Below are 25,418 nucleotides of genomic sequence, written 5' to 3'. Positions count from 1 at the left end.
ACTGCAGGCTGACTCGGGCACTTGGAGCCACCCGCGGGCGAAAGCGAGTCGGGGCCTCACAGGTAACAACGGCGTTGTCGCCGTCTTGCTGCGTGTGCCTCGGAGGAGAAGAAGGAATGGAAGAGACTTTCGACGACTACCTGGACGAGACCGGGAACATCCGAATTCCCGAGGATCACACCCTGGTCGATCACGTCGAGAAGCACACCCGGAACGACGCGAACACTCTGGCGTACCGCTACATCGATTACTCGCGTGAGCGTGATGGCGAGGCGCACGAACTGACGTGGCGTGAGTTCGGCATTCGGCTGCGCGCGGTGGCCGCTCGACTGCAGCAGGTGACCAACCCGGGCGACCGGGTCGCGATCCTCGCGCCGCAGGGCCTGGATTACGTGATCTCCTTCTTCGCCGCGATCTACGCCGGCACCATCTCGGTGCCGCTGTTCGACCCGGACGAGCCCGGTCACACCGATCGCCTGCACGCGGTGCTCGCCGACTGCGAGCCCGCGGCCGTGCTGACCGCCAGTTCATCGGCGGCCGGGGTGCGGCAGTTGTTCCGCTCGCTGCCGTTCGGTCAGCGTCCGCGCATCATCGCGGTGGACGCGATCCCGGATACTGTCGGCGAAACCTGGGTGCGTCCCGATATCGCCATCGATGACATCGCCTACCTGCAGTACACCTCGGGTTCGACCCGTACTCCGGCCGGTGTGGAGATCACCCACCGCGCGGTCGGCACCAACCTGCTGCAGATGGTCGACGCGATCAACCTGGACTGGAACTCGCGCGGCGTCACCTGGCTGCCGCTGTTCCACGATATGGGCCTGCTGACGGTGATCCTGCCCGCGGTCGGCGGCAAGTACATCACCATCATGTCGCCGAGCGCGTTCGTGCGCCGCCCGTACCGCTGGATCAAGGAACTCGCCGCGCAGGCCGACGGCGCCGGAACCTTCGCCGCCGCACCGAATTTCGCGTTCGAGCACGCCGCGGCGCGTGGCCTGCCGAAGAACGGCGAGGCGCTGGACCTATCGAACGTGATCGGCCTGATCAACGGCAGCGAGCCGGTGACGACCACCTCGATGAAGAAGTTCAACGAGGCGTTCGCGCCGTACGGCCTGCCCAAGACCGCGATCAAGCCCTGCTACGGCATGGCCGAGGCGACGCTGTTCGTGTCGGCGACCAAGGCCGAGGACGAAGCCAAGGTCACCTACGTCGACCGCAACGAGCTCAACGCGGGCCGCATGGTCAAGGTCGAGCAGGGCGCGGAGAACGCCATCGCGCAGGTCTCCTGCGGCTATGTCGCGCTGTCGCAGTGGGCCGTGATCGTCGATCCGGAGACCGTCGAGGCCGACGGCGGGCACGAGCAGCCCGACGGCCGGGTCGGTGAGATCTGGCTGCACGGCAACAACATGGGCATCGGTTACTGGGGTCGCCCGGACGAAACGTCCGCGACGTTCCAGAACAAGGTGCCGCACCGGTTGGCCGATGGCAGCCACGCCGAGGGCACCGAGCGCGACGCCAACTGGATGCGTACCGGCGACTACGGCGTGTACCTGGACGGCGAGCTGTACATCACCGGGCGGGTGAAGGACCTGGTGATCGTCGACGGCCGCAACCACTACCCGCAGGATCTCGAGTTCTCCGCGCAGGAGGCGAGCAAGGCGCTGCGGCCCGGCTTCATCGCCGCGTTCTCGGTACCCGCGAACCAGCTACCCGCGCTCGTCTTCGATCAGGGCAGCCATTCCGGCCTGAAGTTCGACGCCGAAGACGCCTCCGAGCAGCTCGTGATCGTGGCCGAGCGTGGTCCAGGCGCGGGCAAGGCCGATCCGCTACCGATCGCCGACGAGGTGCGCGCCGCGGTGGCGTCGCGCCACGGTGTCACCGTTCGAGACGTACTGCTGGTCCCCGCGGGTTCGATCCCGCGTACCTCCAGCGGCAAGATCGCCCGGCGGGCCTGCAAGGCCGCCTACCTCGAGGGAACGCTGCGGGGTGGTTACACCCAGCAGGCGTTCCCCGATGCACCGGAAGAGTAATTGCCCAGGGGTGGCCTCGGACTGCCGACATTCGCGGTGCGCCCGGTACGCAGACAGGTAGCTTGAGGAATTGATGGCTGACAACGAGGGCACGTCCACCACGACGACCGAAACCCTGCCCGCCGACGCGGACGCCGACCAGGCATCCGCGCAGGTGGCCGCTGCCTCCACCGAGGCATCCGGCGGGACCGACATGACGGTCGCCGAGCTGCGTGACTGGCTGCGCAACTGGGTCGCCGACGCGATCGGGCAGCCGGTCGAGCAGATCACGGTGGACCGGCCGATGGAGGAGTTGGGGCTCGCCTCGCGCGATGCCATCGCCCTCGTCGGTGACATCGAGGAACTGACCGGCGTCGTGCTCACCGCGACCGCCTACTTCCAGCATCCGACGATCGCCTCGCTGGCCGAGATGGTCATCAACGGCGAGCCGGAGACCGTCGAGGAGGCGTCCGGCGACGCCTTCTACACCGACGGCTTCACGCCGGGCGAGGCACACGACATCGCCATCATCGGCCTGTCGACCCGGCTGCCCGGTGCGGGCGACACTCCGGAGTCGACCTGGGAGTTCCTCATCGGTCGCGGCGACGCGATCCGCGAGTTGCCCGAGGGCCGGTGGGAGGAGTTCACCAGCAACCCGGCGGCGGCCAAGGCGATCGCCGAGGGCAACACGCTCGGTGGCTATCTGGACCAGGACGTGGTCAAGGGCTTCGACGCGGAGTTCTTCGCGATGTCGCCCTTGGAGGTCGAGCGGGTCGATCCGCAGCAGCGCCTGATGATGGAGCTGACCTGGGAAGCGTTGGAGCACGCCCGGATTCCGGCGAGCGAGCTCAAGGGCCAGCCGGTCGGTATGTTCGTCGGCTCGTCCACCAGCGATTTCATGTTGATCTCCGCGCTCGGTCTCGGCGCGGAGCAAGGCCCGAACGTACCCGCGTCCGCGCAGGCGTACGGAATCATGGGTAGTTCGAGCGGCATCATCGCGAACCGGATCTCCTATTTCTTCGACTTCCGTGGTCCATCGGTCACGGTCGACACCGCGTGCTCGTCGACCATCGTCGCGGTGCACCAGGCGGTGCGCGCGTTGCGTGAGGGCGATGCCGACGTGGCACTGGCCGGTGGCGTGAACATGATCCTGGCGCCGATGGCTACCCTCGGCTTCGACATGGGCGGAGGCGTCGCCAAGAACGGTCGGATCAAGGCGTTCTCCTCCGACGCCGACGGCATGGTCCGTTCGGAGGGTGCGGGGCTGTTCGTGCTCAAGCGCCTCGCCGACGCCGAACGCGACGGCGATCGAATCATGGCTGTGATCAAGGGTTCCGCGGTCAACAATGACGGCCGCTCCAACGGTCTGCTCGCGCCGAACCCCGAGGCCCAGGCCGACGTGCTGCGCCGGGCGTACCGGGACGCGGGCATCGTGCCGTCCACCGTCGACTACATCGAGGCGCACGGCACAGGCACCCCGCTCGGTGATCCGATCGAGGCCGACGCACTGGCCAAGGTGGTCGGCCGCGGTCGCGATGAGGACAAGCCGGCGCTGCTTGGTTCGGCGAAGACGAACTTCGGCCACCTGGAGTCCGGCGCGGGCGTGGCGAGCCTGGCCAAGGTGCTGATGGGCTTGCAGCACAACGTCATTCCGCCGAACATCAACTACGCGGGCCCCAACCCGTACATCCCGTGGGATCAGTCGCACCTGAAGGTCGTCGTCGAGCCCACGGAATTCCCGCGTTACAGCGGCACCGCCACCGTCGGCATCTCCGGCTTCGGCTTCGGTGGCACCAACGCGCATGTCGTTGTGCAGGAATACGTTCCGGCTTCGGCAAAGGTCGCGGCGGTCGAGCCGGAAGCTCCCCAGGCCGCGGTGGTCGATTCCGCCGCCGCGCTCGATGCCGACCTCGACGACGAGACGACCGATGTGATCGCGGAAGCGGACGCGGTTGTCGAAGAAGGCACCGAAATCGCCGCGCCTGCTGCGGAAGTCGCTGAGCCTGTCGCGGAAACCGTTGCCCCCGTTGCGGAATGGACCGCAGAGCGCACCGAACCACTGCCGGTGATCCTGCCGGTCTCCGGCTACCTGCCCTCGCGTCGCCGCCGGGCCGCCGCCGAGCTGGCCGACTGGCTGGAATCCGAAGCGGGCCGCGATGTTTCGCTCGAGGACGTGGCACGCTCGCTGGCCAAGCGCAGCCACTGGCGTTCGCGCGGCGTGGTGATCGCGAGCACGCACGACGAGGCCGTCACCGGCCTGCGCGCCATCGCGGCGGGCAAGCCCGGCGCCGGGGTGTTCACCGCGGACGCGCCCGCCACCATGGGCCCGGTTTGGGTGCTCTCCGGTTTCGGTGCGCAGCACCGCAAGATGGCCAAGCGGCTCTACCTGGAGAACTCGATCTTCGCCAAGGCCGTCGACGAGGTCGACGTGCTGGTCGAGGACGAGGCAGGGTACTCGATCCGTGAGCTGTTCCTCGACGACAGCCAGGACTACAACGTCGGCACCTCGCAGGTCGGCATCTTCACCATCCAGATCGGCCTCGCCGCGCTGCTGCGCGCACACGGCGCGCAGCCCGACGCGGTGGTCGGCCATTCGATGGGCGAGGTCGCCGAGGCCTACATCGCCGGTGGTCTGCCGCTCGAGGACGCGGTGCGGGTGATCTGCGCGCGCTCGCGGCTGATGTACGAGGGCGAGCAGATGATCACCGACGACGACGTGCGCAATATGGCGCTCGTCGAAAAGAGCGCCGAGGACATCGAAGAGCTGCTCACCGACTACCCCGACGTCGAGGTCGGCGTGTACGCGGCGCCGACCAACACCGTCATCGGCGGCCCGCAAGCCCAGGTCGAGGCGATCGTGGCGCGGGTCGAGGCGGAAGGCAAGTTCGCCAGGATCCTGCAGACCCGCGGCGCGGGCCACACCTCGCAGATGGACCCGCTGCTCGGCGAGCTTGCCGCGGAGCTGGCCGGTATCGAGCCGACCAAGGTGCAGGTCGGTCTCTACTCGACGGTGCACAAGGGCGAGTTCTACCGCCCGGGTAGCGATCCGGTGCACACCGAGGACTACTGGGTCAAGAACCTGCGCAGCAGCGTGTACTTCACCAACGCGGTGAAGCTCGCGGTGGACGCCGGACACTCCACCTTCCTCGAGCTCGCGCCGAATTCCGTCGCGCTGATGCAGGTGCTCGGCACCACCTTCGCGGCGGGCCTGCACGACGCACAGCTCATCCCGACGCTCAAGCGTAAGGAAGACGAGGCGAGCGGCGTGATCGGCGCGCTCGCTCAGCTGTACGTGCACGGCCACAAGGTCGACCTGTCGTCGCTGCTCGCTCCCGGCGCCTACGCCGACGTGCCACGAACCAGGTTCGTGCGCAAGGAGTTCTGGCCGAAGGTCTCGCTGGCCGCGACCGGAAACACCGGGGCGCCCGGCGCACACGTGGCACTGCCGGACGGCAGGCACGCGTGGGAGGTGCAGGCCGAATCGGCAGGCGATCTCGCCGCGCTGGTGAATGCCGCTGCGGCACAGGTACTCAGCGACGTGTCGCTGGGTGCGTCGATCGCGCACGGCGCTGTTCCCGCCGTCGGCACGCTGACCACCACGCTGACCCCGCACCCAGGTGGCGCGTCGGTGCAGGTGCACGCGAAGGAAGGCGCGACCTTCCGGCTGCTGTTCGACGCGGTGGTCACCTCCGGTGCGCCGCTGCCCGAATCCGTTGTGGCCGAGGTCGTTCCGGCCACCGCGGCGATCGAACCGACGGGCGGCACCGACCTCGAGGTCGTGGAGACCTTCGGTGATCGGTGGGACCCCACCGGCAACCAGTCGCTCGACGACCGGCTCGCGCTGATCGTCGCCGAGTCCATGGGCTACGCGGTCGAGGACCTCCCGATGGAGATCCCGCTGATGGAACTCGGCCTCGACTCGCTGATGGCCATGCGCATCAAGAACCGCGTCGAATACGAATTCGACATCCCGCAGCTGCAGATCCAGGCCGTGCGCGACGCCAACCTCCGCGAGGTCGGCAAGGTGCTGCGCTACGCCGTCGAACACCGCGAAGAGATGCGGGCGGTGGCCGAGCGGCAGGCCGCCGGCGAGGAGATCGTGGTCGACGGCGGGTTCATCGCCGCGGCGCGTGCCGCGGTCGAAGCCGGTGCGGATCCTGCCGACGCTGTCGCGAAAGCGGCTGCTGCCGAAGGTGTTTCGCTGGACATCGAGAGCACGTCGGTGGCGGCGGAGGCCGCGGAGATCGTCGCGGAGGCCGAGACGGCCGCTGGCATCACCGGCGCGGCGCCCGGTACCGCGACACCAGCACCGGTGTCGACCGAGCAGGCCGCCGCGGCGGACGCGAAGGAAGCGGCCATCGAGCAGTCGCTCGACAACGTGGACACCACCGCGGTGGGTGCCGCCGAAGCGGTTACCGCACAAGCGGCCCCGACGAAGCCGGTCTTCGGTGCGCCGTCCTCGGCCGACGAAGACGACGACGTACCACCGCGTGACGCCGCCGAGCGCCTGACCTTCGCCACCTGGGCGATCGTCACCGGCAAGTCGGCAGGCGGCATCTTCAACACCCTGCCGATCCTCGCGGAGGAGGTCGCCGAGAAGCTGGCGGACCGACTCACCGAGCGGGTCAAGGCAGAGATCACCATCGACGATGTGCTCGATTGCGAGACCATCGAGCAGCTCGCCGATGTCGTGCGCAACCTGCAGGACAGCGGCGCCGACGTGGACGGTTTCATCCGGCCGCTGCGGGCACGCGAAGACGGCTCGAACGCGGTGCCGGTCTTCGTGTTCCACCCGTCGGGTGGCAACACGCTTGTCTACGAGCCGCTGCTCAAGCGGCTCCCGGCGGGCACGCCCATGTACGGCTTCGAACGCGTCGAAGGCGACATCCTGGAGCGCTCGCAGCAGTACGTGACCGAGCTGCGCAAGATGCAGGGTGACGGCCCGTACGTCCTCTACGGCTGGTCGCTGGGTGCCGTGTTCGCGCTGCAGGTCGCGCAGTTGCTGCGGGCCGAGGGTGCCGACGTGCGCATCGTCGGTCTGATCGACCTGGCCATCCCGGTCGAGGACGAGGACAACAGCCCGGCCGAGCGAGTGCGCCGGATCGAGCGCTACCAGGTGTTCGCGAAGAAGACCTATGGCGTCGAGGGCGAACTCCCGCCGGAGCAGCTGCAGGAGCTTGCCGCGGCTTCCGATGAAGAGCAGTTCAAGATGATCAGCGATCTGGTCAAGATCAGCGGAACCAAGATTCCCGGCGGTGTGCTCGAGCATCAGCGCACCTCGTGGATCGAGGGACGGCACTTGGCCAAGACAACGCCGACGCAGTACGACGGCGATGTCGTGTTGTACCTCGCGGATCGCTACCAGGACGGCATGATCGAATTGGAGCCTCGTTACGCGGATCGGCGCCCGAATGGTGGTTGGGACGAATACATTCCAAACCTCGAGGTCATCCACATCCCAGGCGACCACCTGCAGATCGTCGATGAACCGCGGATCGGAAAGATCGGAGCCGACCTCACCGCGAAGCTTGCGGTGATTGCCCCCTAGGGGTGACTGACGAAAGGGGCCACGTGAGCGAGCGTCGCGAGCGAACCATGGGCACAGCGCCCGTGGGCACGGCGGAGCCGAGCGCTAGCGAGGTGGAGTCGTGAGCACTACTGCTGAGAAGCTTGCCGACCTGCGCAAACGGATGGATCTCGCGCAGGAACCGGCGGGCGAAGCGGGAGTGGCGAAGCGGGCGAAGAAGGGCATCCCCAGTGCCCGCGACCGGATCAATATGCTGCTCGATCCGGGCACCTTCGTGGAAATCGGTGCGCTGGTACGCAAGCCGGGCGATCCGACCGCGCTCTACGGCGACGGCGTCGTCACCGGGCACGGCCTCGTCGAGGGTCGGCCGGTGGCGGTGTTCTCGCATGACCAGACCGTGTACGGCGGTTCGGTCGGCGAGATGTTCGGCCGCAAGGTCGCCGGGATCATGGAGTACGCGGCCAAGGTCGGCTGTCCGGTGGTCGGCATCAACGATTCCGGCGGCGCGCGCGTGCAGGAGGCGGTGACCTCGCTCGCCTGGTATGCCGAGCTCGGTCGTCGTCAGGAGCCGTTATCCGGTCTGGTGCCGCAGATTTCGATGATCCTCGGCAAGTGCGCGGGCGGCGCGGTGTATGCCCCGATCAACACCGACGTGGTGGTGGCGACCGAAGAGGCGTACATGTTCGTCACCGGCCCCAAGGTGATCCGCGAGGTCACCGGCGAGGACGTGAGCCTCGAGGAGCTCGGTGGCGCGCAGAGCCAGGCCGAGTACGGCAACATCCATCACGTTGCCCCGGACGAGAAGTCGGCGTTCGAGTGGGTGCGCGACTACCTGAGCTTCCTGCCGACCAGCTGTCAGGAGCTGGCGCCGATCGTGAATCCCGGCATGGAACCGGAGCTCACCGATAGCGACCGGGAACTGAATTCCCTTGTGCCGGACTCGGATAACGCCGCCTACGACATGCACGACATCCTGCTGCGCATCTTCGACGACGGCGGTTTCCACGAGATCGGCGCCACCGCGGGACGCAACATCATCACCGGCTTCGCCCGCGTCGACGGTCGCCCCGTCGGCGTCGTCGCGAATCAGCCGATGGTCTACGCCGGTGCGTTGGATGCCAGGGCCTCGGACAAGGCGGCGCATTTCGTGCGCCTGTGCGACGCGTTCGAGATCCCGCTGGTCTTCATCGTCGACACCCCCGGCTTCCTGCCCGGCGTCGAGCAGGAGAAGATCGGCGTGATCAAGCGCGGCGGCCGGTTCCTGTTCTCCTTCGTGGAGGCGACCGTGCCGAAAGTTACTGTGGTGATTCGGAAGTCGTACGGCGGCGGTTACGCGGTGATGGGCTCCAAGCAGCTCGGCGCCGACGTGAACCTGTCCTGGCCGACCGCGCGCATCGCGGTGATGGGCGCCGAGAGCGCGGTGAGCCTGATCGGCGGCAAGCAGATCGAGGCAGCGCCGGAGGAGCAGCGGGCGGCCGTGCGCCAGCAGATGATCGACTTCTACAACGCCACCATCGCGACGCCGTGGGTTGCCGCCGAGCGCGGCTACATCGATGCCGTCATCGAACCGGCAAGTACCCGGCTGGAACTGCGCAAGGCCCTGCAGTTGCTGCGCGACAAGTCGCTGGCGCGCAATCCGCGCAAGCACCATCTGCTGCCGCTGTAAAACCGGAATCGGGCCGCATCCTGTTGTGGCGCGGCCCGATTCACCCGAGTCGGGCTACCTCAGCCGAGGCTGGCGGATTCGATGATGACGTCGTCGCGCGGCACGTCCTGGTGGCCGCCGGTGGTTCCGGTGGCGACACCGGCGATCTTGTCGACCACCTCGCTGCCCTCGATCACCTTGCCGAACACCGTGTAGCCCCAGCCGGAGGGGGTCGGCGCGGAGTGGTTGAGGAAGGCGTTGTCGGAGACGTTGACGAAGAACTGCGCGGTCGCCGAGTGCGGGTCGTTGGTGCGCGCCATCGCCACGGTGTACTTGTCGTTCTTCAGGCCGTTGTTGGCCTCGTTCTGGATCGGCGCCTGCACGCCCTTCTGCCGCAGGCCGACCTCGAAGCCGCCGCCCTGAATCATGAAGCCGGGAATGACACGGTGGAAGATGGTGCCGTTGTAGTGGCCCGCGTTCACGTAATCCACGAAGTTCTGCACCGTGTTCGGCGCCTTCTGGTCGTCAAGTTCCAGGACGATCGGTCCGTAATTCGTCGAGAGATTCACCTTGGTCATACCCACACCTTGCCAGCCCGCCTTCGCGCGCCTTTTGCCGGTCTTCGGATGCGGCGCGACTTTCGTCGGCGGCCTACGGCTTGGAACGGCGGCCGTACCGGGCGTGTCCGGCGAGTCGTCCGCGTCCGCGCATGATCAACTGTGACGTTTGTCCAGGTCGGCAGCCCTAAAGTTCATTTCGCATTTCAAACCATTTCAAATGGTGGAGAAACCGACAACTGATCTTGCGGACACCCTGGTAACTCGATGGGTACGCCGACAACGGGACTCGACACTTATCCGGCGGACGCCGACGAAACTTACCGCGCGACTAAGTCGACCTAAAGACTCGGGGCGGCGGACGCGCCTGGCCTGAAGACGTGACGGGGCCGGGGAGCTAGCATTGCCAATCGTGCCCGACGCCGCTACTGCTGTCCTGACGAAACCGCCCGCCGTGCCAGCGGCCTCTTCGGCCGATTTCCGCACCGCGCGAATCATCGCGCTGGTCGCCGGACTGCTCGGCGCGCTGTTCGCATTGGCCACCCCGTTCCTGCCGGTGACACAGACGACCGCCGCACTGAACTGGCCGCAGAGCGGGACGCTCGGCAATGTGCAGGCCCCCTTGATGTCTCAGGTCCCGATCGACCTGAGCGCCACCATCCCGTGCAGCGCGGTCGCGCAGCTGCCGGAACGTGGCGGCATGCTGTTGGCCACCGCGCCGCCGCAGGGCGACCGGGCCGCGCTGGAGGCCATGTTCATCCGGGTGTCGGACACCACGGTGGACGTGATCGACCGCAATGCCGTTGTGGTGTCGGCGCCGCGCTCGGACATGGGCCGGTGCTCGGCGATCGAGCTCACCTCCGACCACGACCGCACGCACGCGGAGTTCACCGGGCTGACCACCACGGTGACCAAGCCGGTCGAGGGCGCGGCGCCCGGGACCGAGCAGCAGGTCGAGGTGCCGCTCGAGGGCGCGCTCAACGGTGACCTGCGGCCGCAGGTGGTCGGCGTCTTCTCCGACCTGAAGGGCGCCTCGCCCGCCGGTCTGAACTTCCACATGACCGTGGACACCCGCTTCTCCAGCAGCCCGACCGTGATCAAGCTGATCGCGATGATCGCGGCGGTGCTGTGCACCCTCGTCGCGCTCGCGGCGCTTTCCCGGCTCGACGGCAGTGACGGGCGCGGGCACCGCCGGTTCCTGCCCGCGAACTGGCTGAAGCCGACCTGGGCCGACGGCGCGGTCATCGGCACGCTGCTGGTGTGGCATTTCGTCGGCGCCAACACCTCCGACGACGGCTACATCCTGAGCATGGTTCGGGTCGCGCCGCACGCGGGCTACATGGCCAACTACTTCCGCTGGTACGGCGTGCCGGAGGCGCCGTTCGGCTGGTACTACTACGTCATCCAGCTGTTCGCGGAGTTCTCCACCGCGAGCCCGTGGGTGCGCCTGCCCGCGCTGGCCTGCGCTGTCCTCTGCTGGATGGTGATCAGTCGCGAGGTGGTGCCGCGCCTCGGGCGCGGCGTGCGCAACAGCAAGGTCGCGCTGTGGACCGGCGGTCTGGTGTTCCTCGCGTTCTGGATGCCGTTCGACAACGGCCTGCGGTCGGAGCCGATCGTCGCGCTCGGCGCGCTGCTCACCTGGGTGTCGATCGAGCGGGCCATCGCGACCGGACGACTGTTGCCCGCCGGTGTCGCGGTCCTGGTCGCGGCGTTCACCCTTGCCGCCGCGCCCACCGGATTGATGTGTGTTGCCGCGCTGCTCGCCGGTATTCGGCCGCTGGTGTGGATCGTGGTGCGCAGGCGAAGGCAGTTCGGTTCGGCGGGGGCGAAGTGGTGGTCGACGTTGCCACTGCTCGCTCCGATCGCCGCGGCCGGTTTGCTGGTGTTGACCGTCGTCTACAGCGACCAGACCTTCGCGGCCATCCAGGAGGCCAACCGGGTGCGTCAGGTGACCGGGCCGAACCTGGCCTGGTACGAGGACTACCTGCGCTACTACTACCTGTTCGTGGAGACCGTTGACGGCTCGCTCGCCCGCCGGTTCGCGTTCCTGGTGATGCTGCTGTGCCTGTTCACCACCATGCTGGTGTTGTTGCGGCGCAGGCGGGTTCCCGGCATCGCGAGCGGGCCGACCTGGCGGTTGATGGGCGTCGTCTTCGGCACCATCTTCCTGATGATGTTCAACCCGACCAAGTGGACGCACCACTTCGGCGCGTACGCGGGCATCGCCGGTTCGCTGGCCGCGGTGACCGCGGTCGCGGTCTCGGCGTCGGCGTTGCGCGCACGGAAGAACCGCGCGATCTTCCTGGCCGGACTGTTGTTCGTGCTCGCGCTGTCGTTCTCCGGCATCAACGGCTACTGGTATGTGTCCAGCTTCGGCGTGCCGTGGTTCGACAAGCGGATCTCGCTGCACGGCTACCAGTCCAACACCCTGATGCTCGGGCTGTTCGGTCTCGCGCTCGCCCTGGTCGCCTGGCACTCGTTGCGCGAGGGCTACGCCAAACCGGAGGCCTCGCCGAAGTCCGCGCGCGGCAAGCGGATTCGTAAGTTCGCCGCGATCCCGCTGACCGTCGTCGCGGCGCTGATGGTGCTGCTCGAGGTGTTGTCGCTGGTCAAGGGCGCGGTCGCGCAGTACCCGGCGTACTCGCTGGCCAGGTCGAACTTCGACGCGCTCGGCGGCAGCAGCTGCGGGCTCGCCAATGACGTTCTGGTGGAACCGAATCCGAACGGCGGCACGCTGCAGCCGATCGTCGATCCCGCGCATCCGCTCACCGATCCCAACGACCCGCTTGCTGGCACCGACCCGGTCGGCTTCGATCCGAACGGCGTGCCGAACGATCTGTCCGCCGACAGCGTCGAGGTGAAGCCAGGCACCGGTAACACCTCGACCCAGTCGGTCGGCGCCGCGTTCGCCGAGGGGCAGAGCGCGGGCACCGGCGGTGGTCAGGGTGCGCGCGGCGTGAACGGCAGCACCGTGGCGCTGCCCTTCGGGCTCGACCCGGCGACCACGCCGATCCTCGGCAGCTACCAGAACAATGTGCAGCAGCCCGCGCACGTCACGTCGAGTTGGTACGGGCTCGCGCCGCGCTCGGCGGACAGCCCGCTCGTGGTGATCTCCGCCGCCGGTCGCATCCTGTCGGTCGACGACACCGGCGACACCAAGTACGGCCAGTCGCTCACCGTCGACTACGGCAAGCGGCAGCCGGACGGCAGCATCGAGAAGCTCGGCACCTACCTGCCGCGCGATATCGGCCCGTTCCCGTCCTGGCGCAACCTGCGCGTCCCGCTCGCCGAGATCGCGCCGGACGCCGACGCGGTGCGCATCGTCGCCAACGACCCGATCCTGATCGGTGACCAGTGGCTGGCGTTCACCCCGCCGCGCATGCCGAAGTTGCAGTCGCTCAACACCTTCATCGGTTCCGAGCAGCCGGTCCTCGAGGACTGGGCGGTCGGCCTGCAGTTCCCCTGCCAGCGTCCGTTCGACCACAAGAACGGCGTCGCCGAGGTTCCCGGCTACCGCATCCTGCCCGACCGCCCGCTGGCCATCAGCTCAACCAACACCTGGCAGGCTCAGGAATTCGGCGGCCCCCTCGGCTTCACCCAGATGCTCGCGAGGTCGGTAACCGTCCCCACCTACCTCAAGGACAACTGGGCCCGCGACTGGGGCTCCCTGGAGCGCTACGAGCAATACGACCGCACCGCCCAGCGAGCAAACCTCGACACCGGCACCGCCACCCGCTCCGGCTTCTGGACCCCAGGCCGCCTCCGAGTGTTCTAGTACACAGCGAACGACCGCAGGCCCGTCGCGAAGGTATCCAGCCTTCCCGACGGGCCTGCGCTCGTTGGTGGCTAGACCGATTCGCCGTCGTAGCGGGACTGGGCTGTGAGGACGTCGTTCATGCGGTGTTCGGCCCAGGATTTGATGGCGCGCATGACGGGTTCGAGACTGTGGCCTAGTTCGGTCAGTTCGTAGTCGACGCGGACGGGGACCGCCGCGGTGATGCGGCGTTCGAGGAGGCCGTCGCGTTCGAGGGTGCGCAGTGTTTGCGTGAGCATTTTGGGGCTGACGCCCGCGATCGTGCGGCTGAGTTCGGCGTAGCGGAGGGGGCCATCGGCGAGCGCGGCGAGGACGAGGCTGACCCACTTGTCGCTGATGCGGTCGAGCAGGCGGCGGGCGGGGCAGTCCGCCATGAAGGCGTCGTACTGCTCTTTTGCCTGTTCTCGACGTTGGGCCGCGGTTGTTGTCGGCACTAGCTCACCTCGCTGTTCGGTACGCACTCGTAGGTAACTACTACCTATTGGATAGTAGCTCGGCTTACGTTGGTCGAAGTCGAACAGGTAAGGAACATCATGCGTGCAGTGGTCGTCCGTCAGCCAGGTCCTGACGGTGTCGTCGAGATTGTCGAGGTGCCGACGCCGGAGCCGGGGCGCGGCGCGGTCCGGGTGAAAGTCGCCGCGGCGGCGGTCAATCCGGTGGATCTGCTGGTGCGCCGTGGCGTGGGCGGCACGGCATTCGCCGCCGCGCGGGACCAATGGGGCATCGGCTGGGATGTCGCGGGCACCGTCGACGCCGTCGGCGCGGACGTGCTGGGTTTCGCGCCGGGGCAGGCGGTGATCGGGATCAGCGACCGGCTCGACGTATCGTTGGCGGCCCAGGCGGATTACGTCGTGCTCGAGGCCGGAAACATCGCTCCCGCACCGACTTCGGTTGCCGCCGTCGCGGCCGCGACCATTCCGCTCAATGGGCTGACCGCGGTGCAGGCGCTCGCCGCACTCGGGCTGCGGCGGGGCGAGACGCTGCTCGTGACCGGCGCCGCCGGTGCGGTCGGCGGTTTCGCTGTCGAACTCGCTGCGGCGCAGGGGGTTCGGGTGATCGCGTCGGCGGGTGTCGCTGACGAGTCGGTGGTGCGTGCCCTCGGTGCGACCGATTTCGTGCCCCGCACGCAGAATCTGCCGGACGCGGTTCGCGAGATAGCCACCGGTGGTGTCGACGCGGCCTTGGATGCGGCGGCGCTCGGTCCGGCGGCGTTGGCCGCGGTGCGCGGTGGTGGCAGGTTCATTTCGGTGAGCGTGCCGGCGACCCCGATTCCGTTGCGCGGCACCACGGTAACGACCGTTCTGGTGCGCGCGGATCGTCGCCAACTGGATGAGCTGGTTGCCAGGGTCGATGCGGGCGAGCTGACGCTGCGGGTCGCCGAGACGCTGCCGTTGGCCGCGGTGGCGACCGCGCAACGGCGGTTGGCGGCGGGCGGGCTTCGTGGTCGGCTCGTTCTGGTGCCGTGAGGTGCCGGGCGTGACCTGCTCGGTGCGGATCAGGCGGCGCGGACAGTCGCCGGAGGTTTGCTCAGACCTTTGTCATACGCAGACCGAGTTCGCGGCGGAGGACCTCCTGCGAGGGGAGGCGGTCGAGTACGCGCAGGATCGCTGGGCGCAGTTCGCGTTGCTCATCCGCGGTGAGCAGACCGACGAGGTCGCGCAGATCCATGTGGTCGAAAGCCGACGTCATAGTGCACAGGTTACGGATTTCTGTGGGTTTCGTCCTGCGATCCTGCGGTGTTTTTGCCGTCCAACCGGTCTGTTTACAACATCTTTGCGGCCCCGCAACACCGAACCGGCTGGTTCGGTGTCGCGGAACGGCAACGGCGCCTAGCGAACCCGGATCGGATCGTCCTTGGCAAGGCCGGTCCGGCTCTGCACGGTGACACCGATCTCAGCGGGTGCGGATTTCGTGTCATAGGGGGTGAACTTCTCCAGCGAACCCCAGTCGCGCGACCAGTCGTGATCGAGGTAGCTGGGGATGGTTTCCGACTTCAGCAGCAGCCCGGTCCAGCCGAGCGGACCGCCGCCGATATCGTCCTGCCACGCGTTGGACGCGTCCGAACCGACCCGGTCGGGCAGGATGCGCCAGTCGGGCACCTCGGCGACGCCGTCGTGGTGGTTGAACGGGCGCTGGCACGGGAACGCGAGCCCGACGTGCCAGTCGAGCAGCACCGGATTGTCCGAGCCGACAACGGAATTCAGCGTGGCCAGCTTGGGCAGCCGGGGCGGCGTCACCGCGAGCCACTGCTTCGGGGTGATGTCGTTGTCCACCGCGACCAGCCGCACCGCGTTCGCCTCGATCGGCAGCTGGCTCAGCGGCACCCGCAGGTTGCGCCAGGACGGCGCGGGCCCGATATCGATCGGGTCGACCGAGCCGAGCTTGCGCACCGACCCGTCCGCCTCGTGCACGCCGTACTCCAGGTGCAGCTCCTGCCCGTAGGTGACGACGCCGTCCGCGTCGACGTGCCGGATCCGGCCCGCCGCGGTGAGCGCGAGCACCTGGTAGGCGGGGTCGTTGCGCATGCTGTCGGTCAGGTCGAGGTGATACCACTGGGAGGTCAGCGAGGCCTGCTGCTGCTCGCCGTCCTGGTAGCTGCCCATGATCGGCGTTGTCGCCGGGTCGAGGCCGAACGGCAGGGCGACCGCGCTGCCGTTGACGCCGGTCTGCGTGGTTGTCCCGCCGCCAGTACCGGCGCCGGTGGTTTTGGTGGTCTTGTTCTTGGCGTCGGAGTTGACCGAGTTGGCCCCGCCTGCCACGGTCTCATCCGCGTCGGCGGTGAGATCGCTCGCGACACCGTTTGGCGTGAATCCCTTCGACTCCGCGGCCAATCCGTCAGCTGGCGAACCCGAGTAGGGCAGCAGCAGCGAGTTCTTCGTGTCGGTCTCCACCAGCACCTCGTTCGCGAGCGCGCACGAATCTCCCTGCAACGACTGGAGATTCGACTTGGCGACCGAGTACGCCGGGTACTGCGCGACCGCTGCCTTGGCCAGCGACGCCACTTCGAACAGCACGAGAATCGCCGCGGCGATGGTCAGCGGCGCGGTCGCGAACCGATCGAAACGCTTTGGCGTAGTGCGTGGTCGGCGATACGGCTCGCGATAGTGCAGCCACACCGCGACAACCAGCGCGACCCCGCTGAGCCCGAGGAACAACGTGGAGAAACCCTTGCCGGCGAACAGCGGCGCCTTGTCCCACCACGGCACGCCGTAGCTGGACACGTACCACCAGCCGTTGGACCCGGTGAACGTAATGGCGAGCAGGAAGAGCACCGCCGCCGCGAACAGCGACCGGTTGCGCGGCGAGCGAATTCCCTCGCCGCCCACCGCAACCGCCGCGAGCGCGGCCAGCGACCCGGCCAAGCCCGCGTACACACCGAAGTGGTGCGTCCACTTGGTCGGTGTGAACATCATCAGCACCAACGAACCGAAGACGATGCCGAGAATCCGCACCGACGGCCCGCGCGACGTGCCTGGAATGCGTCCCTTGCGCAGCACCTGCAGCACGCAGACCAGCAGGCACAGCAGCATCACCAGCACACCGAACCGGCGAGCAAGCGACCCGTCCGGCGAGAGCATCAGCAGCGAATCCCACCGCGTGCGTTCATCGAACCAGGCCACGTTCGGCCCGACGATCGTGCGCACCCGGGTGGCTTCCAGCACGGTCGACAGCGTCTGATCGGCGAAAACCACTACCAGCACCAGGGTTCCGGCGGACAGGCCCGGCGCGAGCAGTGCCAGATAGCGGAACAATGTTGTCGCCAAGGACGGTCGACGCGCTGCGGTATTCGTTGCCGGTCCGTCCTCGTCAGCGGTATCGAGTCCCATTGACCCCGAAGGACTTTCGGCCACACCGCCGCCGATCGCGGGAACAACTCCGCGCGCCCGCTTGATGATGATCTGCAACACCGGCCGCGAGCCCGCGATCAGCGCCGCGATGCAGATGAGCCCGGTCGGCCCGGCGGCAAGCGAGAACCCCGCGATCAACACCGCGACGGCGGCGGGCAGCAGCCGCCCGGTGGCGATGGCACGTTCGATCGAGCACCAGGTGAGCAGCGCGCCCGCCGCGATCAGCGGCTCAGGGCGCAGGCCGTTGTCGTAGGGCAACCAGAAGGCGAGGAATACCAGCCCGGCCGTCCAGAGCGCGACCTTGTTGCGTCGAACCCGAGCACCCAAGCGCGGCAACACTTCCCGGCTGATCACCAGCCAGCAGGCGACGCCGGCGAGCACGGCGGGCAGCCGCATCCACGGGCTGGCATCGGAGATCCTGGTCATCCAAGCGAGCACCTCGTACGACCAGCCGAACGGCGCCTCTGGCACGCCGAACCAGCGGTAGTAGTTCGCCATGTACCCGGCGTGCCCGGAGGCACGCGCCATGTTCAGGATGTAGCCGTCGTCGGAGGTGTTGGCGCCGATGAAATGCCACAGCGCAAGCGTCCCGAGGACCGCACCGTCGGCCACCGTGAACCGCCACCAGTGTGCGGGTAGGAATCGGCGGGCCCGCCGCCGGTCGCTGGTGTCGAGCAGGTGCAGCGCGAGCAACGCGATGATGGTGCAGACCACGGCCGCGATGATCGCGGCCAGCTTCAGCGCCGTCGGCGACGAGGAGAAGCGCGAGTCGATGTCGGCGTGCAACCGCGCACCGTCCAACCGCCCGGCCTCTAGATCGGTGAACACGCCGACCACCTGCGGGCGGATATCCCGAGTCACGGTGTTACGGAACGGCGTTCCGTCCTTGCGGACCGCGCCGGTGATCTCGGTGGTGGTCGCTGCGGCCGTCGAGTCGATGGTGAGCGCGCTACAGCCCGCCGCGGTGATCTCGGCGACCGGCGCGGACAGCAGCGGAACGTCGCGCAGCACCACCGACAGCGTTCCGTCGGCGACCGCGACAACGAGCCCCTTGGTGGCCGCCTGTCCCGACGCCACGGGCACGGTGGACAGCACCGTGCCCGATCCCACCGCTTGCACCAGCGAGCACGGCAGCGTCGCATTCAGCCGCAGCGGCTGATACGACACCAGCGGCGCCTCGACGCTGCTGACGCCCGCTTGGGGCCAGTCCAGCGTTGCCCGGTCCTGCCGCACCGGCAATAGCGGTGTCAGCAGCGCCAGCACGAATCCGAGGAGCCCGGAGACGAGGGCGATCAGGCGGTAACGGGTGAACGCTCGAGTTGATCGGTCCGGTCGCACGGGGGTTGATGCTAGCTACCCGGTGCGCCGGAGCCGGTGATCACCACTATCGCCGACCGCTTCGCCCGATTATCGCAGCGCGTGAACGTCCCAAACCCACACGTCAGCCACCCGCTTCGGCTCGAAGCCGAGCAGCTGAGTCACGGTGGTGCGCAGCGTGTCGCCGTTCCAGGTGGTCGGCAGCACCAGCACGTCGGCCCGCCAGAAGGCCAGGTCGGTCCGGAGCTGTTCGCGCGCCTCGTCGGTGATCGGCGGCACGTTGCCGGTGTTCTGCGCCTCGACGAGCAGCGCGGTGGTCGGCCGGAACTCTGGGCCGTAGATGCCCTTCTTCTGGGTACTGGTCGGGCCGACGAAATAGCCGCCGGCGAGCGGGAAGTCGAAGTTCGCGTCGGCCTGCCAGCGCAGCGCGCCCGCGTCCATCGGCCGGGACGGCGGCACCATCACCACGGACCCGTTGTGGACGTAATCGCGCACGGTTCCGTCCGCGAAGAAGGCGGGCGTCGGCGGGCGCTGCACCACCGGAAGGACGGTCGGTATCAGCGGAAGCAACGCGAAAAGCAGTGCGCCGAACCAGGCAAGCGGTCGCCAATCGACCGGCGACTCGCGCCACCAGCCGATCGCCCGCTGGGTCGCCAGAGCGAGCACCGCGGCAATGGCCGGGATCGCCGCCATGGTGAGCCGGGTTTCCAGCACGGTGTTCAGCAGCGGGACGTGTTCGGCCCAGCGCCAAGGCAAGGTGATGCCGGTGTCCTGCTTGCCGACCATGGCGACCGCACCGAGCGACAGCACGCCGAACACCGCGATCACCACACCGGCGGCCCGCACCACCCGGTCGCGCCAGAGCAGCGCGATGGTGGCGGCGAGCACCAGCAGCAGTGGCCAGCCGAAGTAGGCGTTCTGCTCGGTCTCGTTGATCGCCACGTACTGTCCTGGCGAGAAGATCCCGCCGAGCGACTCGGACGGGAACTGCGTGATCGCCTTCAGGTCGTTACCCATCGGGCCGTGATCGATCGAGTGGTAGCTCTGCGGCCCGAAGAACTGCCACCACAGCGGAATCACGGTGCACACCAAGGCGATCGACCCGGCGAGCATGATCGCCGGTGCGATCCCGCGCAACACGCGCAGACCCTGCCGCGGTGTGTGCAGGTAGTACACAACGGTGAACAACCCGAACGACAGCGCGAAGATCAGCAGCGGTTCCTCGCCGAGCGCGATCTGCAGTGCCACAAGGAATCCCAAGAGGACGGCATCGCGGACACGCCAGCGTCGCCGGTCCGCGGCGCGGACACCGGCTCGCCTGCCCATCCGGATCAGCAACCCGGCCATGATCGGAAGCAGAAGCAGCACAACGAAATTCGGGTGCGCGTTGGCGTGGGAGATCATCGCGGGCGCGAAACCGCAGACCAGGCCGCCGATTACGGCCGCTACCTTGGACTCGACCAGTTCGCGGGAGAAAAGCCAGTACCAGGCCAGCGCGGTGGTGCCGAGCCCGAGGGTCAGCACCAGCACGAACGTCACGGTCGGCCCGAACAGCAGGGTGATCGGCGTGAACGGCACCCCGACCCCGAACATGGCCGTATTGGCCATCATGTTCACCCCGGCCGGGAAGTTCTGCAGGGTCGTGCCGAGCGGGTTCTCCAGATGCGCCACCGAATGCGCGGTGACCGCGAAGAACCATTCCCACATCGTCTGGTCCTGACCGCTCTTGATCAGGTATCCGCTCTGCGTATTGCGCCACTGCCCGGACAGGACGACGACTGCCAACGCCAGGTAACCGAAGGCGGGGATCAGATCGACCGGGTTGACCCGGATGCGGGGGAGTCTTCGCTTGCGAACCGGGGTCGTGGTGAGCACTCCGGTCGCGGTGGCTTCCCGGTCCGCGACCCCCACCGCCGACCCGTCCAGCCTGTCCAGATCGACCTGTTGCGCCCGTACCACCTGCAAACTTCTCCTATAACTAGCTTCAACTCAGTCGCCCACGCTACCCAAAGACACGGTGTCGCGCCTGGCAACGGGAGCTGTCGGCCGAGCAGGACACGGCAGCGGCGCAGGTCGGGGCGCGCTTCTGCCGTATTCGATGCAAAGCTGCTATCGGTGGATGGTGACCAGGGTGAAGGGGCCGATGTCGGTGCTGGTGAAGTGCGGGTCGGCGAAGAGTGCCTTGGGGAAGGTGACGGTGTAGCGCTGCACGTTGGGATCGTTCGGGTAGACGTCCTTGGCGAGGCGCAACGTGTAAGCGTCGCCACTGTCGCGGAACAGGATGGCGTCCGGAGCGCGCCACGGGCTTGCCGTCAGCGCGTCGAGCAATGCGCCGGAGGACTTCAGCTTGCTCCAGCCCTCGATGGTCGCCGCCCGGCCGGCGAAGTCCGCGAGCGGGTTCGCGTAGTGCGAGGTGAGCGCCTGGAAGCCGTAGTACGGGTAGAAGGACAGGAAGCTGGTGTCGGCGGTGAGGACCACCGTGTCCGAGCGCGGCCGTCCGGTCTGCGCGGTGAGTGCCGCGTCCACCTCGCCGTAGTGCGCGACGGCTGAGGGGGCGCGCTGGTCCGCACGGTTGCCGTTGCCGTCGGTATCGGTGTACGCGGTGGTGATCTCCGGCGCCAGGATGTGCGGGATGTTCTGGGTGAACGCGAGCGCGCCGACGATCGCGACCGCAACGGCCGCGAGCCGGAACCGGCTCGGCTCGCCGAGCGCCTGATAGACGGCCCTGGCACCCTCGACGAAGCCGAACGCGCCCGCCGCCGCGAGCAGCACGAGCAGGACCGGCTCCAACCGGAACGACAGCAGCGTGGTCCCGGCCGCGGTCGCGGCCATCGACAGCAGCGTCCAGAGGTAGATCGCCAGCACGCCGATGCCGAGCGCCTGTGCCCGTCGTGACGAGGCCGCGCGTACAACCAGCCATATGAGTCCGACCAGGCTCAGCGCACCGGTCAGTGAGAACTCGGCCATCGGCAACGGCAACTCGGAACCGGACTCCGGCAGGTAGTGGAACGCGGAACCGGAACTCGTGGGAATCCCGTGCAGTGCCTTCAGCAGAATCGGCAACCACACGATCAGCGCGACCAGCCCGGCGATCGCCGCGATCACCACCAACCGCACCAGCGGTGCGATCGCCGCCCGCCACGCCGGACCCACCGTGTCATCGGCGGTGCGTGCGCGCCGAGGATGACCGGCGACATACCGTTCCCGCACCGCGAGCGCCGCCGCCACCAACCCCATCAGGCCGACGGCGAAGGCCGCGACACCGAAGTACAGGGTGTAGAAAGTCGCCGCCAGACCGAGGAACAGCCCGGTGCCGATCACCGCGCCCCACCCCCGGGCGGTGCCGCGACCGTTCTCATCCGGCCGGTGCAGCGCGCCCCACGCGAGAACCAGCGCGGGCGGCAACAGCAGCACGATCACCGAGCTGTACGCCTCCGGTGACGCGTACGCGACCGTGAGCACGGTGCCGGCCGCCGCGACCGCGATCGCCCAGTCCGCGCGAATCAGCTTGGACCACAGCACAAGTGCGATCACCGCCGCCACCGCGATCGATCCGATCGCGTACGGCTTGAACGCCTCCCACCCGTCCATCCCGAGCACCGTGGCGACTCGCCCGCCGATCCAGAACCACCCCGCCGGATAGAACGGCGGCAGATCCGCATAGGTCATATCGTGCAGCGACGCGGAATCGGTGAGCCGAGTCAGGTATTCCGTCCGGAACTCCTGATCCACCGAGACACCGAGCAGGTACAGCTTGGTCGCCGCCAACGGCATACCGAGCGTGAACGTGACGAACGTCGAAATACCAACCCACGAAAGAAGTTTCGCGACCCACGGCCGAGTGAACCACTTGCCGGGCCGCGGCCCGAACCGCACCAGCGCGATCGCCGCGATCAAGAACACCGCCGCGACGACCTGTCCGACCGTCGTCAACGCTCGAGTCACGTTGGAGGAGTTGAACGCGGGCCACTTCACCATGGCGAACGCCACCAGGCCCACCGTGGTGACCACGATGGCGACCACCGTAGCCAGCGCGGCCTCACCGACTCCGGACCCGATGTGCCTGGCCAGCAGCGAACCTCGCCCACGCGTCGGGGCAGGCGTTTCGCCACGCTCGACGACCGTGGCGGTCATCGACCCGCTCCGGCGGCCTCGACGTGCGACGGGCACTGGCCGGTGCGACGTTCTCGGGCTACTCGCATGGCATCTCCGGGTTCACTCGCGTCGGCGCCGCGCCGACAGTTGCGCGGACGATCGGCGATCATGCTGCCAGGTCCGGCTTCGGATGTGGCGGCACGTAGCCGGTCGTGGCGAAACGAAAACCGCACCTCGCCGACCCACGCAGCGAATGCGGGGTCGGATCGAGGTGCGGCCAGGGGCAAAACTCAGATAGGGAGCTTGCGGAAGATCGGGCGCGGGATGTGGCGCAGGATCATCATCACGTAGCGGAAGGTGCCCGGCGCCCAGATGAGCTCCTTACCCTTCTGCGCGGCCGAAACCGCAAGCACCGCAATGTCTTCCTTGTCCACGGTGAGCGGCGCCTCTTTGACGTGCGCGGAGAACTTGGTCCGCACCATGCCCGGCCGGATCACCAGCACGCGCGGGCCGTGCGGGCGCAGCGCCTCGCCGAGTCCGAGGAAGAAGCCGTCCAGGCCCGCCTTGGTCGAGCCGTAGACGAAGTTCGAGCGGCGGACCCGCTCGCCGGCGACCGAGGACATGGCGATGATCCGCCCGAAGCCCTGCGCCTTCATCTTCTCGCCGACCAGCACGCCGACGGAAACCGATGCGGTGTAGTTGATTCCGGCGACCTGCACGGCCTTGCGCTGGTTCTGCCACAGCTCTTCGGGATCGCCGTCGAGTGCGAACGCGACGATGGCGATATCGATGTCGCCGCCGTCCCATGCCGCGTCGATCACCTTCGGGTGGCCGTCGGTATCGAGCGCGTCGAAGTCGATGAGATCGACCTGGCTCGCCCCGGCCGCCGTCATCTGGGCGACCGCTGCTTCGCGTAGCGGGTCATTCGGCAGTGCGGCAAGGACGATCCGCGCGGGACCCTTCTTCAGGTATTCCGCGCAGATCGCAAGGCCGATCTCGGAGGTCCCGCCGAGCAGCAGGATGGCCTGCGGGTTACCTACGGCATTGATCACTGCAGCTCCAGCCTTCTCGCCATATCGGACATGAAAACGCCTGTGGGATCGACACTTCGGCGGATCTTGATCCACTCGTCGATCCGCGGGTACATCTGGTGGAACGTCTCGGCGGTGGTCCGCGAGTCCTTCGCGGTGTACAGCCGCCCGCCGAACTCGAGCACCCGCCGGTCCAGCTCGCTGACCAGCTCGTTCAGCCCCGGCTTGATCGGGAAGTCGACGCAGATGTTCCAGCCGGGCATCGGGAAGCTCAGCGGCGCCGGGTTGCTCGCGCCGAAAAGCTTGAACACATTGAGCGCCGAGTAGTGCCCCGACCCCTGGATGTCGATGATGATCCGCTTGAATTCCTCGACCGCCTCGGTCGGCACCACGAACTGGTACTGCAGGAATCCGTTGGAACCGTAGCCACGGTTCCACTCCGCGATCATGTCGAGCGGATGATAGAACTGCGTCAGGTTCTGCACCTTGCCGGTGTAGTTGCCGCCCATCGCGTAGTACGCCTCGCCGATGGAACGCAGCGTCAGCTTGTTCATCGTCCAGTTCGGGAAGATGTCGGGCACCGTCATCAGTTGCGGCGCGTCGAATTTCAGCGGCTTCGCGCGCAGCCGCTTCGGCAGCTCGTCGACCTTGGCGAGGCGGCCGCGGGTGATGGTGGCGCGGCCGAGCTTCGGCGCCGGGCTGATCACGTCGAACCAGGCGCTCGAATACGTGTAGTTCGCCTCGCTGCCGTCGCTGTGTGCCGCGATCGTCTCGTCGAGCGTGGTGGTCTTCACACCGTCGTTGAGGAAGTACGCCGACTCGGTCGGCGTCATCTCGATGGTCGCGCGCAGGATGATGCCGGTGAGCCCGTTGCCGCCGACGGTCGCCCAGAACAGCTTGGCGTTGCGCTTCGGTGTGATGTGCTGCACCTGCCCATCGGCGGTCAGCAGATCGATCGAGCGCACGTGGTTGCCGAAGCTGCCCTCGCTGTGATGGTTCTTACCGTGGATATCGGAGGCGATGGCACCGCCGATCGTCACCTGCCGGGTGCCTGGCAGCACGGGAACCCACAGCCCGAACGGCAGCGCCGCCTTCATGAGCTGGTCCAGGCTGACGCCGCCGTCCACGTCGACGATCCGCGTATCGCGGTCGATCCGATGGATGTTGTTCAGCGCCGTCATATCGATGACGAGGCCGCCCGCGTTCTGCGCGTGGTCGCCGTAGGAGCGGCCGAGCCCGCGCGCGATCACGCCGCGGCGCAGATGCGGTGGCTTCGAGTCATTGTCCTCGGCGACCATGGCGACGGCCCTGGCGATCAGTTCGGGATCGCTGGTCGAGAGCACTTCGGATGAGGTTGGTGCGGTGCGACCCCACCCGGTCAACGTGCGGGTGTGCGTCGGCAGTGCGAACGCGTTCCCGGCGGCGGCCCCATCGTTTGTGACGGTGGTGCCGCTCTCGTTACCGGTTGTCGTGGTGGCGGTCGGAGCTTTCGTGGACATCGGCATAGAGGCTACAGGTATGACCGGACATCGGCGTCGATGTCTCTTACTCCGGAGTAGTGATCTACATATCGGT

Annotated in this window: 13 protein-coding genes; 5 read left to right on the top strand and 8 right to left on the bottom strand. The window is 67.7% G+C overall.

Features of this window, described 5'->3' with window-relative positions:
- Window positions 1-116: 116 nt before the first annotated feature.
- The 3 genes from fadD32 (at window position 117) to OG203_RS24365 (ending at window position 9,202) form a co-directional block, all read left to right on the top strand.
- A complete protein-coding gene (gene fadD32, locus OG203_RS24375) occupies window positions 117-2,030 on the top strand; it encodes a long-chain-fatty-acid--AMP ligase FadD32 (RefSeq protein WP_405159588.1) in 1,914 nt (637 codons plus the stop codon).
- Window positions 2,031-2,103: 73 nt separating this feature from the next.
- Entirely contained in the window at window positions 2,104-7,557 is a 5,454-nt protein-coding gene (pks13, locus tag OG203_RS24370) for a polyketide synthase Pks13 (RefSeq protein WP_405159587.1), read from the top strand.
- Between the two features lie 142 nt (window positions 7,558-7,699).
- On the top strand, window positions 7,700-9,202 hold the full coding sequence (locus tag OG203_RS24365; RefSeq protein ID WP_405167990.1) for an acyl-CoA carboxylase subunit beta: 1,503 nt from the start codon (window positions 7,700-7,702) through the stop codon (window positions 9,200-9,202).
- Window positions 9,203-9,261: 59 nt separating this feature from the next.
- On the opposite strand, the gene OG203_RS24360 is transcribed toward OG203_RS24365, so the two are convergent.
- Window positions 9,262-9,759 carry a peptidylprolyl isomerase gene (locus OG203_RS24360; RefSeq protein WP_405159586.1) on the bottom strand — a complete coding sequence of 166 codons (498 nt, stop codon included), beginning with the start codon at window positions 9,757-9,759 and terminating at the stop codon, window positions 9,262-9,264.
- 391 nt (window positions 9,760-10,150) lie between these two features.
- Between OG203_RS24360 and OG203_RS24355 the strand changes: the two genes are divergently transcribed.
- On the top strand, window positions 10,151-13,513 hold the full coding sequence (locus tag OG203_RS24355; RefSeq protein ID WP_405159585.1) for an arabinosyltransferase domain-containing protein: 3,363 nt from the start codon (window positions 10,151-10,153) through the stop codon (window positions 13,511-13,513).
- Window positions 13,514-13,584: 71 nt separating this feature from the next.
- Here the strand turns inward: OG203_RS24355 and OG203_RS24350 are convergent, their stop codons facing one another.
- On the bottom strand, window positions 13,585-13,986 hold the full coding sequence (locus OG203_RS24350; RefSeq protein WP_405159584.1) for a winged helix-turn-helix transcriptional regulator: 402 nt from the start codon (window positions 13,984-13,986) through the stop codon (window positions 13,585-13,587).
- 99 nt (window positions 13,987-14,085) lie between these two features.
- Here OG203_RS24350 and OG203_RS24345 point away from each other — a divergent pair, with 99 nt between their 5' ends.
- The gene (locus OG203_RS24345) at window positions 14,086-15,018 is read left to right on the top strand and encodes a zinc-binding dehydrogenase (protein WP_405159583.1); all 933 of its coding nucleotides are present in this window, start codon (window positions 14,086-14,088) and stop codon (window positions 15,016-15,018) included.
- Window positions 15,019-15,079: 61 nt separating this feature from the next.
- Here OG203_RS24345 and OG203_RS24340 read toward each other — a convergent pair whose 3' ends face one another.
- The 6 genes from OG203_RS24340 to OG203_RS24315 all read right to left on the bottom strand — a co-directional run bounded on the left by OG203_RS24340 (window position 15,080) and on the right by OG203_RS24315 (window position 25,348).
- Window positions 15,080-15,241 carry a hypothetical protein gene (locus tag OG203_RS24340; protein WP_405159582.1) on the bottom strand — a complete coding sequence of 54 codons (162 nt, stop codon included), beginning with the start codon at window positions 15,239-15,241 and terminating at the stop codon, window positions 15,080-15,082.
- 140 nt (window positions 15,242-15,381) lie between these two features.
- A complete protein-coding gene (locus OG203_RS24335; protein WP_405159581.1) occupies window positions 15,382-18,738 on the bottom strand; it encodes an arabinosyltransferase domain-containing protein in 3,357 nt (1,118 codons plus the stop codon).
- A gap of 69 nt (window positions 18,739-18,807) precedes the next feature.
- Window positions 18,808-20,676: a glycosyl transferase gene (locus OG203_RS24330; protein ID WP_405167989.1), complete on the bottom strand. Its 1,869-nt coding sequence runs from the start codon at window positions 20,674-20,676 to the stop codon at window positions 18,808-18,810.
- Window positions 20,677-20,826: 150 nt separating this feature from the next.
- Window positions 20,827-22,851: a galactan 5-O-arabinofuranosyltransferase gene (locus OG203_RS24325; RefSeq protein ID WP_405159580.1), complete on the bottom strand. Its 2,025-nt coding sequence runs from the start codon at window positions 22,849-22,851 to the stop codon at window positions 20,827-20,829.
- A 251-nt stretch (window positions 22,852-23,102) separates the two neighbouring features.
- Window positions 23,103-23,864, bottom strand: a complete 762-nt coding sequence (locus OG203_RS24320; RefSeq protein WP_150400608.1) for a decaprenylphospho-beta-D-erythro-pentofuranosid-2-ulose 2-reductase — start codon at window positions 23,862-23,864, stop codon at window positions 23,103-23,105.
- A complete protein-coding gene (locus tag OG203_RS24315) occupies window positions 23,861-25,348 on the bottom strand; it encodes an FAD-binding protein (RefSeq protein ID WP_405159579.1) in 1,488 nt (495 codons plus the stop codon). The genes OG203_RS24320 and OG203_RS24315 overlap by 4 nt, the downstream gene beginning before the upstream one ends.
- Window positions 25,349-25,418: the final 70 nt, after the last annotated feature.

The sequence above is a fragment of the Nocardia sp. NBC_01499 genome, assembly GCF_045040275.1.
Lineage (GTDB): Bacteria > Actinomycetota > Actinomycetes > Mycobacteriales > Mycobacteriaceae > Nocardia.
The sequence above is the reverse complement of the archived record's forward strand: the minus strand, read 5'-3'. Positions and strand labels throughout refer to the sequence as shown.

What these genes read in the sequence shown, in the direction of transcription:
- OG203_RS24345 (WP_405159583.1), top strand. Translation starts at nt 14,086, where the DNA reads ATGCGTGCAGTGGTCGTCCGTCAGCCAGGTCCTGACGGTGTCGTCGAG.
- OG203_RS24325 (WP_405159580.1), bottom strand. Translation starts at nt 22,851, where the DNA reads ATGACCGCCACGGTCGTCGAGCGTGGCGAAACGCCTGCCCCGACGCGT.
- fadD32 (WP_405159588.1), top strand. Translation starts at nt 117, where the DNA reads ATGGAAGAGACTTTCGACGACTACCTGGACGAGACCGGGAACATCCGA.
- OG203_RS24365 (WP_405167990.1), top strand. Translation starts at nt 7,700, where the DNA reads ATGGATCTCGCGCAGGAACCGGCGGGCGAAGCGGGAGTGGCGAAGCGG.
- OG203_RS24360 (WP_405159586.1), bottom strand. Translation starts at nt 9,759, where the DNA reads ATGACCAAGGTGAATCTCTCGACGAATTACGGACCGATCGTCCTGGAA.
- pks13 (WP_405159587.1), top strand. Translation starts at nt 2,104, where the DNA reads ATGGCTGACAACGAGGGCACGTCCACCACGACGACCGAAACCCTGCCC.
- OG203_RS24340 (WP_405159582.1), bottom strand. Translation starts at nt 15,241, where the DNA reads ATGACGTCGGCTTTCGACCACATGGATCTGCGCGACCTCGTCGGTCTG.
- OG203_RS24315 (WP_405159579.1), bottom strand. Translation starts at nt 25,348, where the DNA reads ATGCCGATGTCCACGAAAGCTCCGACCGCCACCACGACAACCGGTAAC.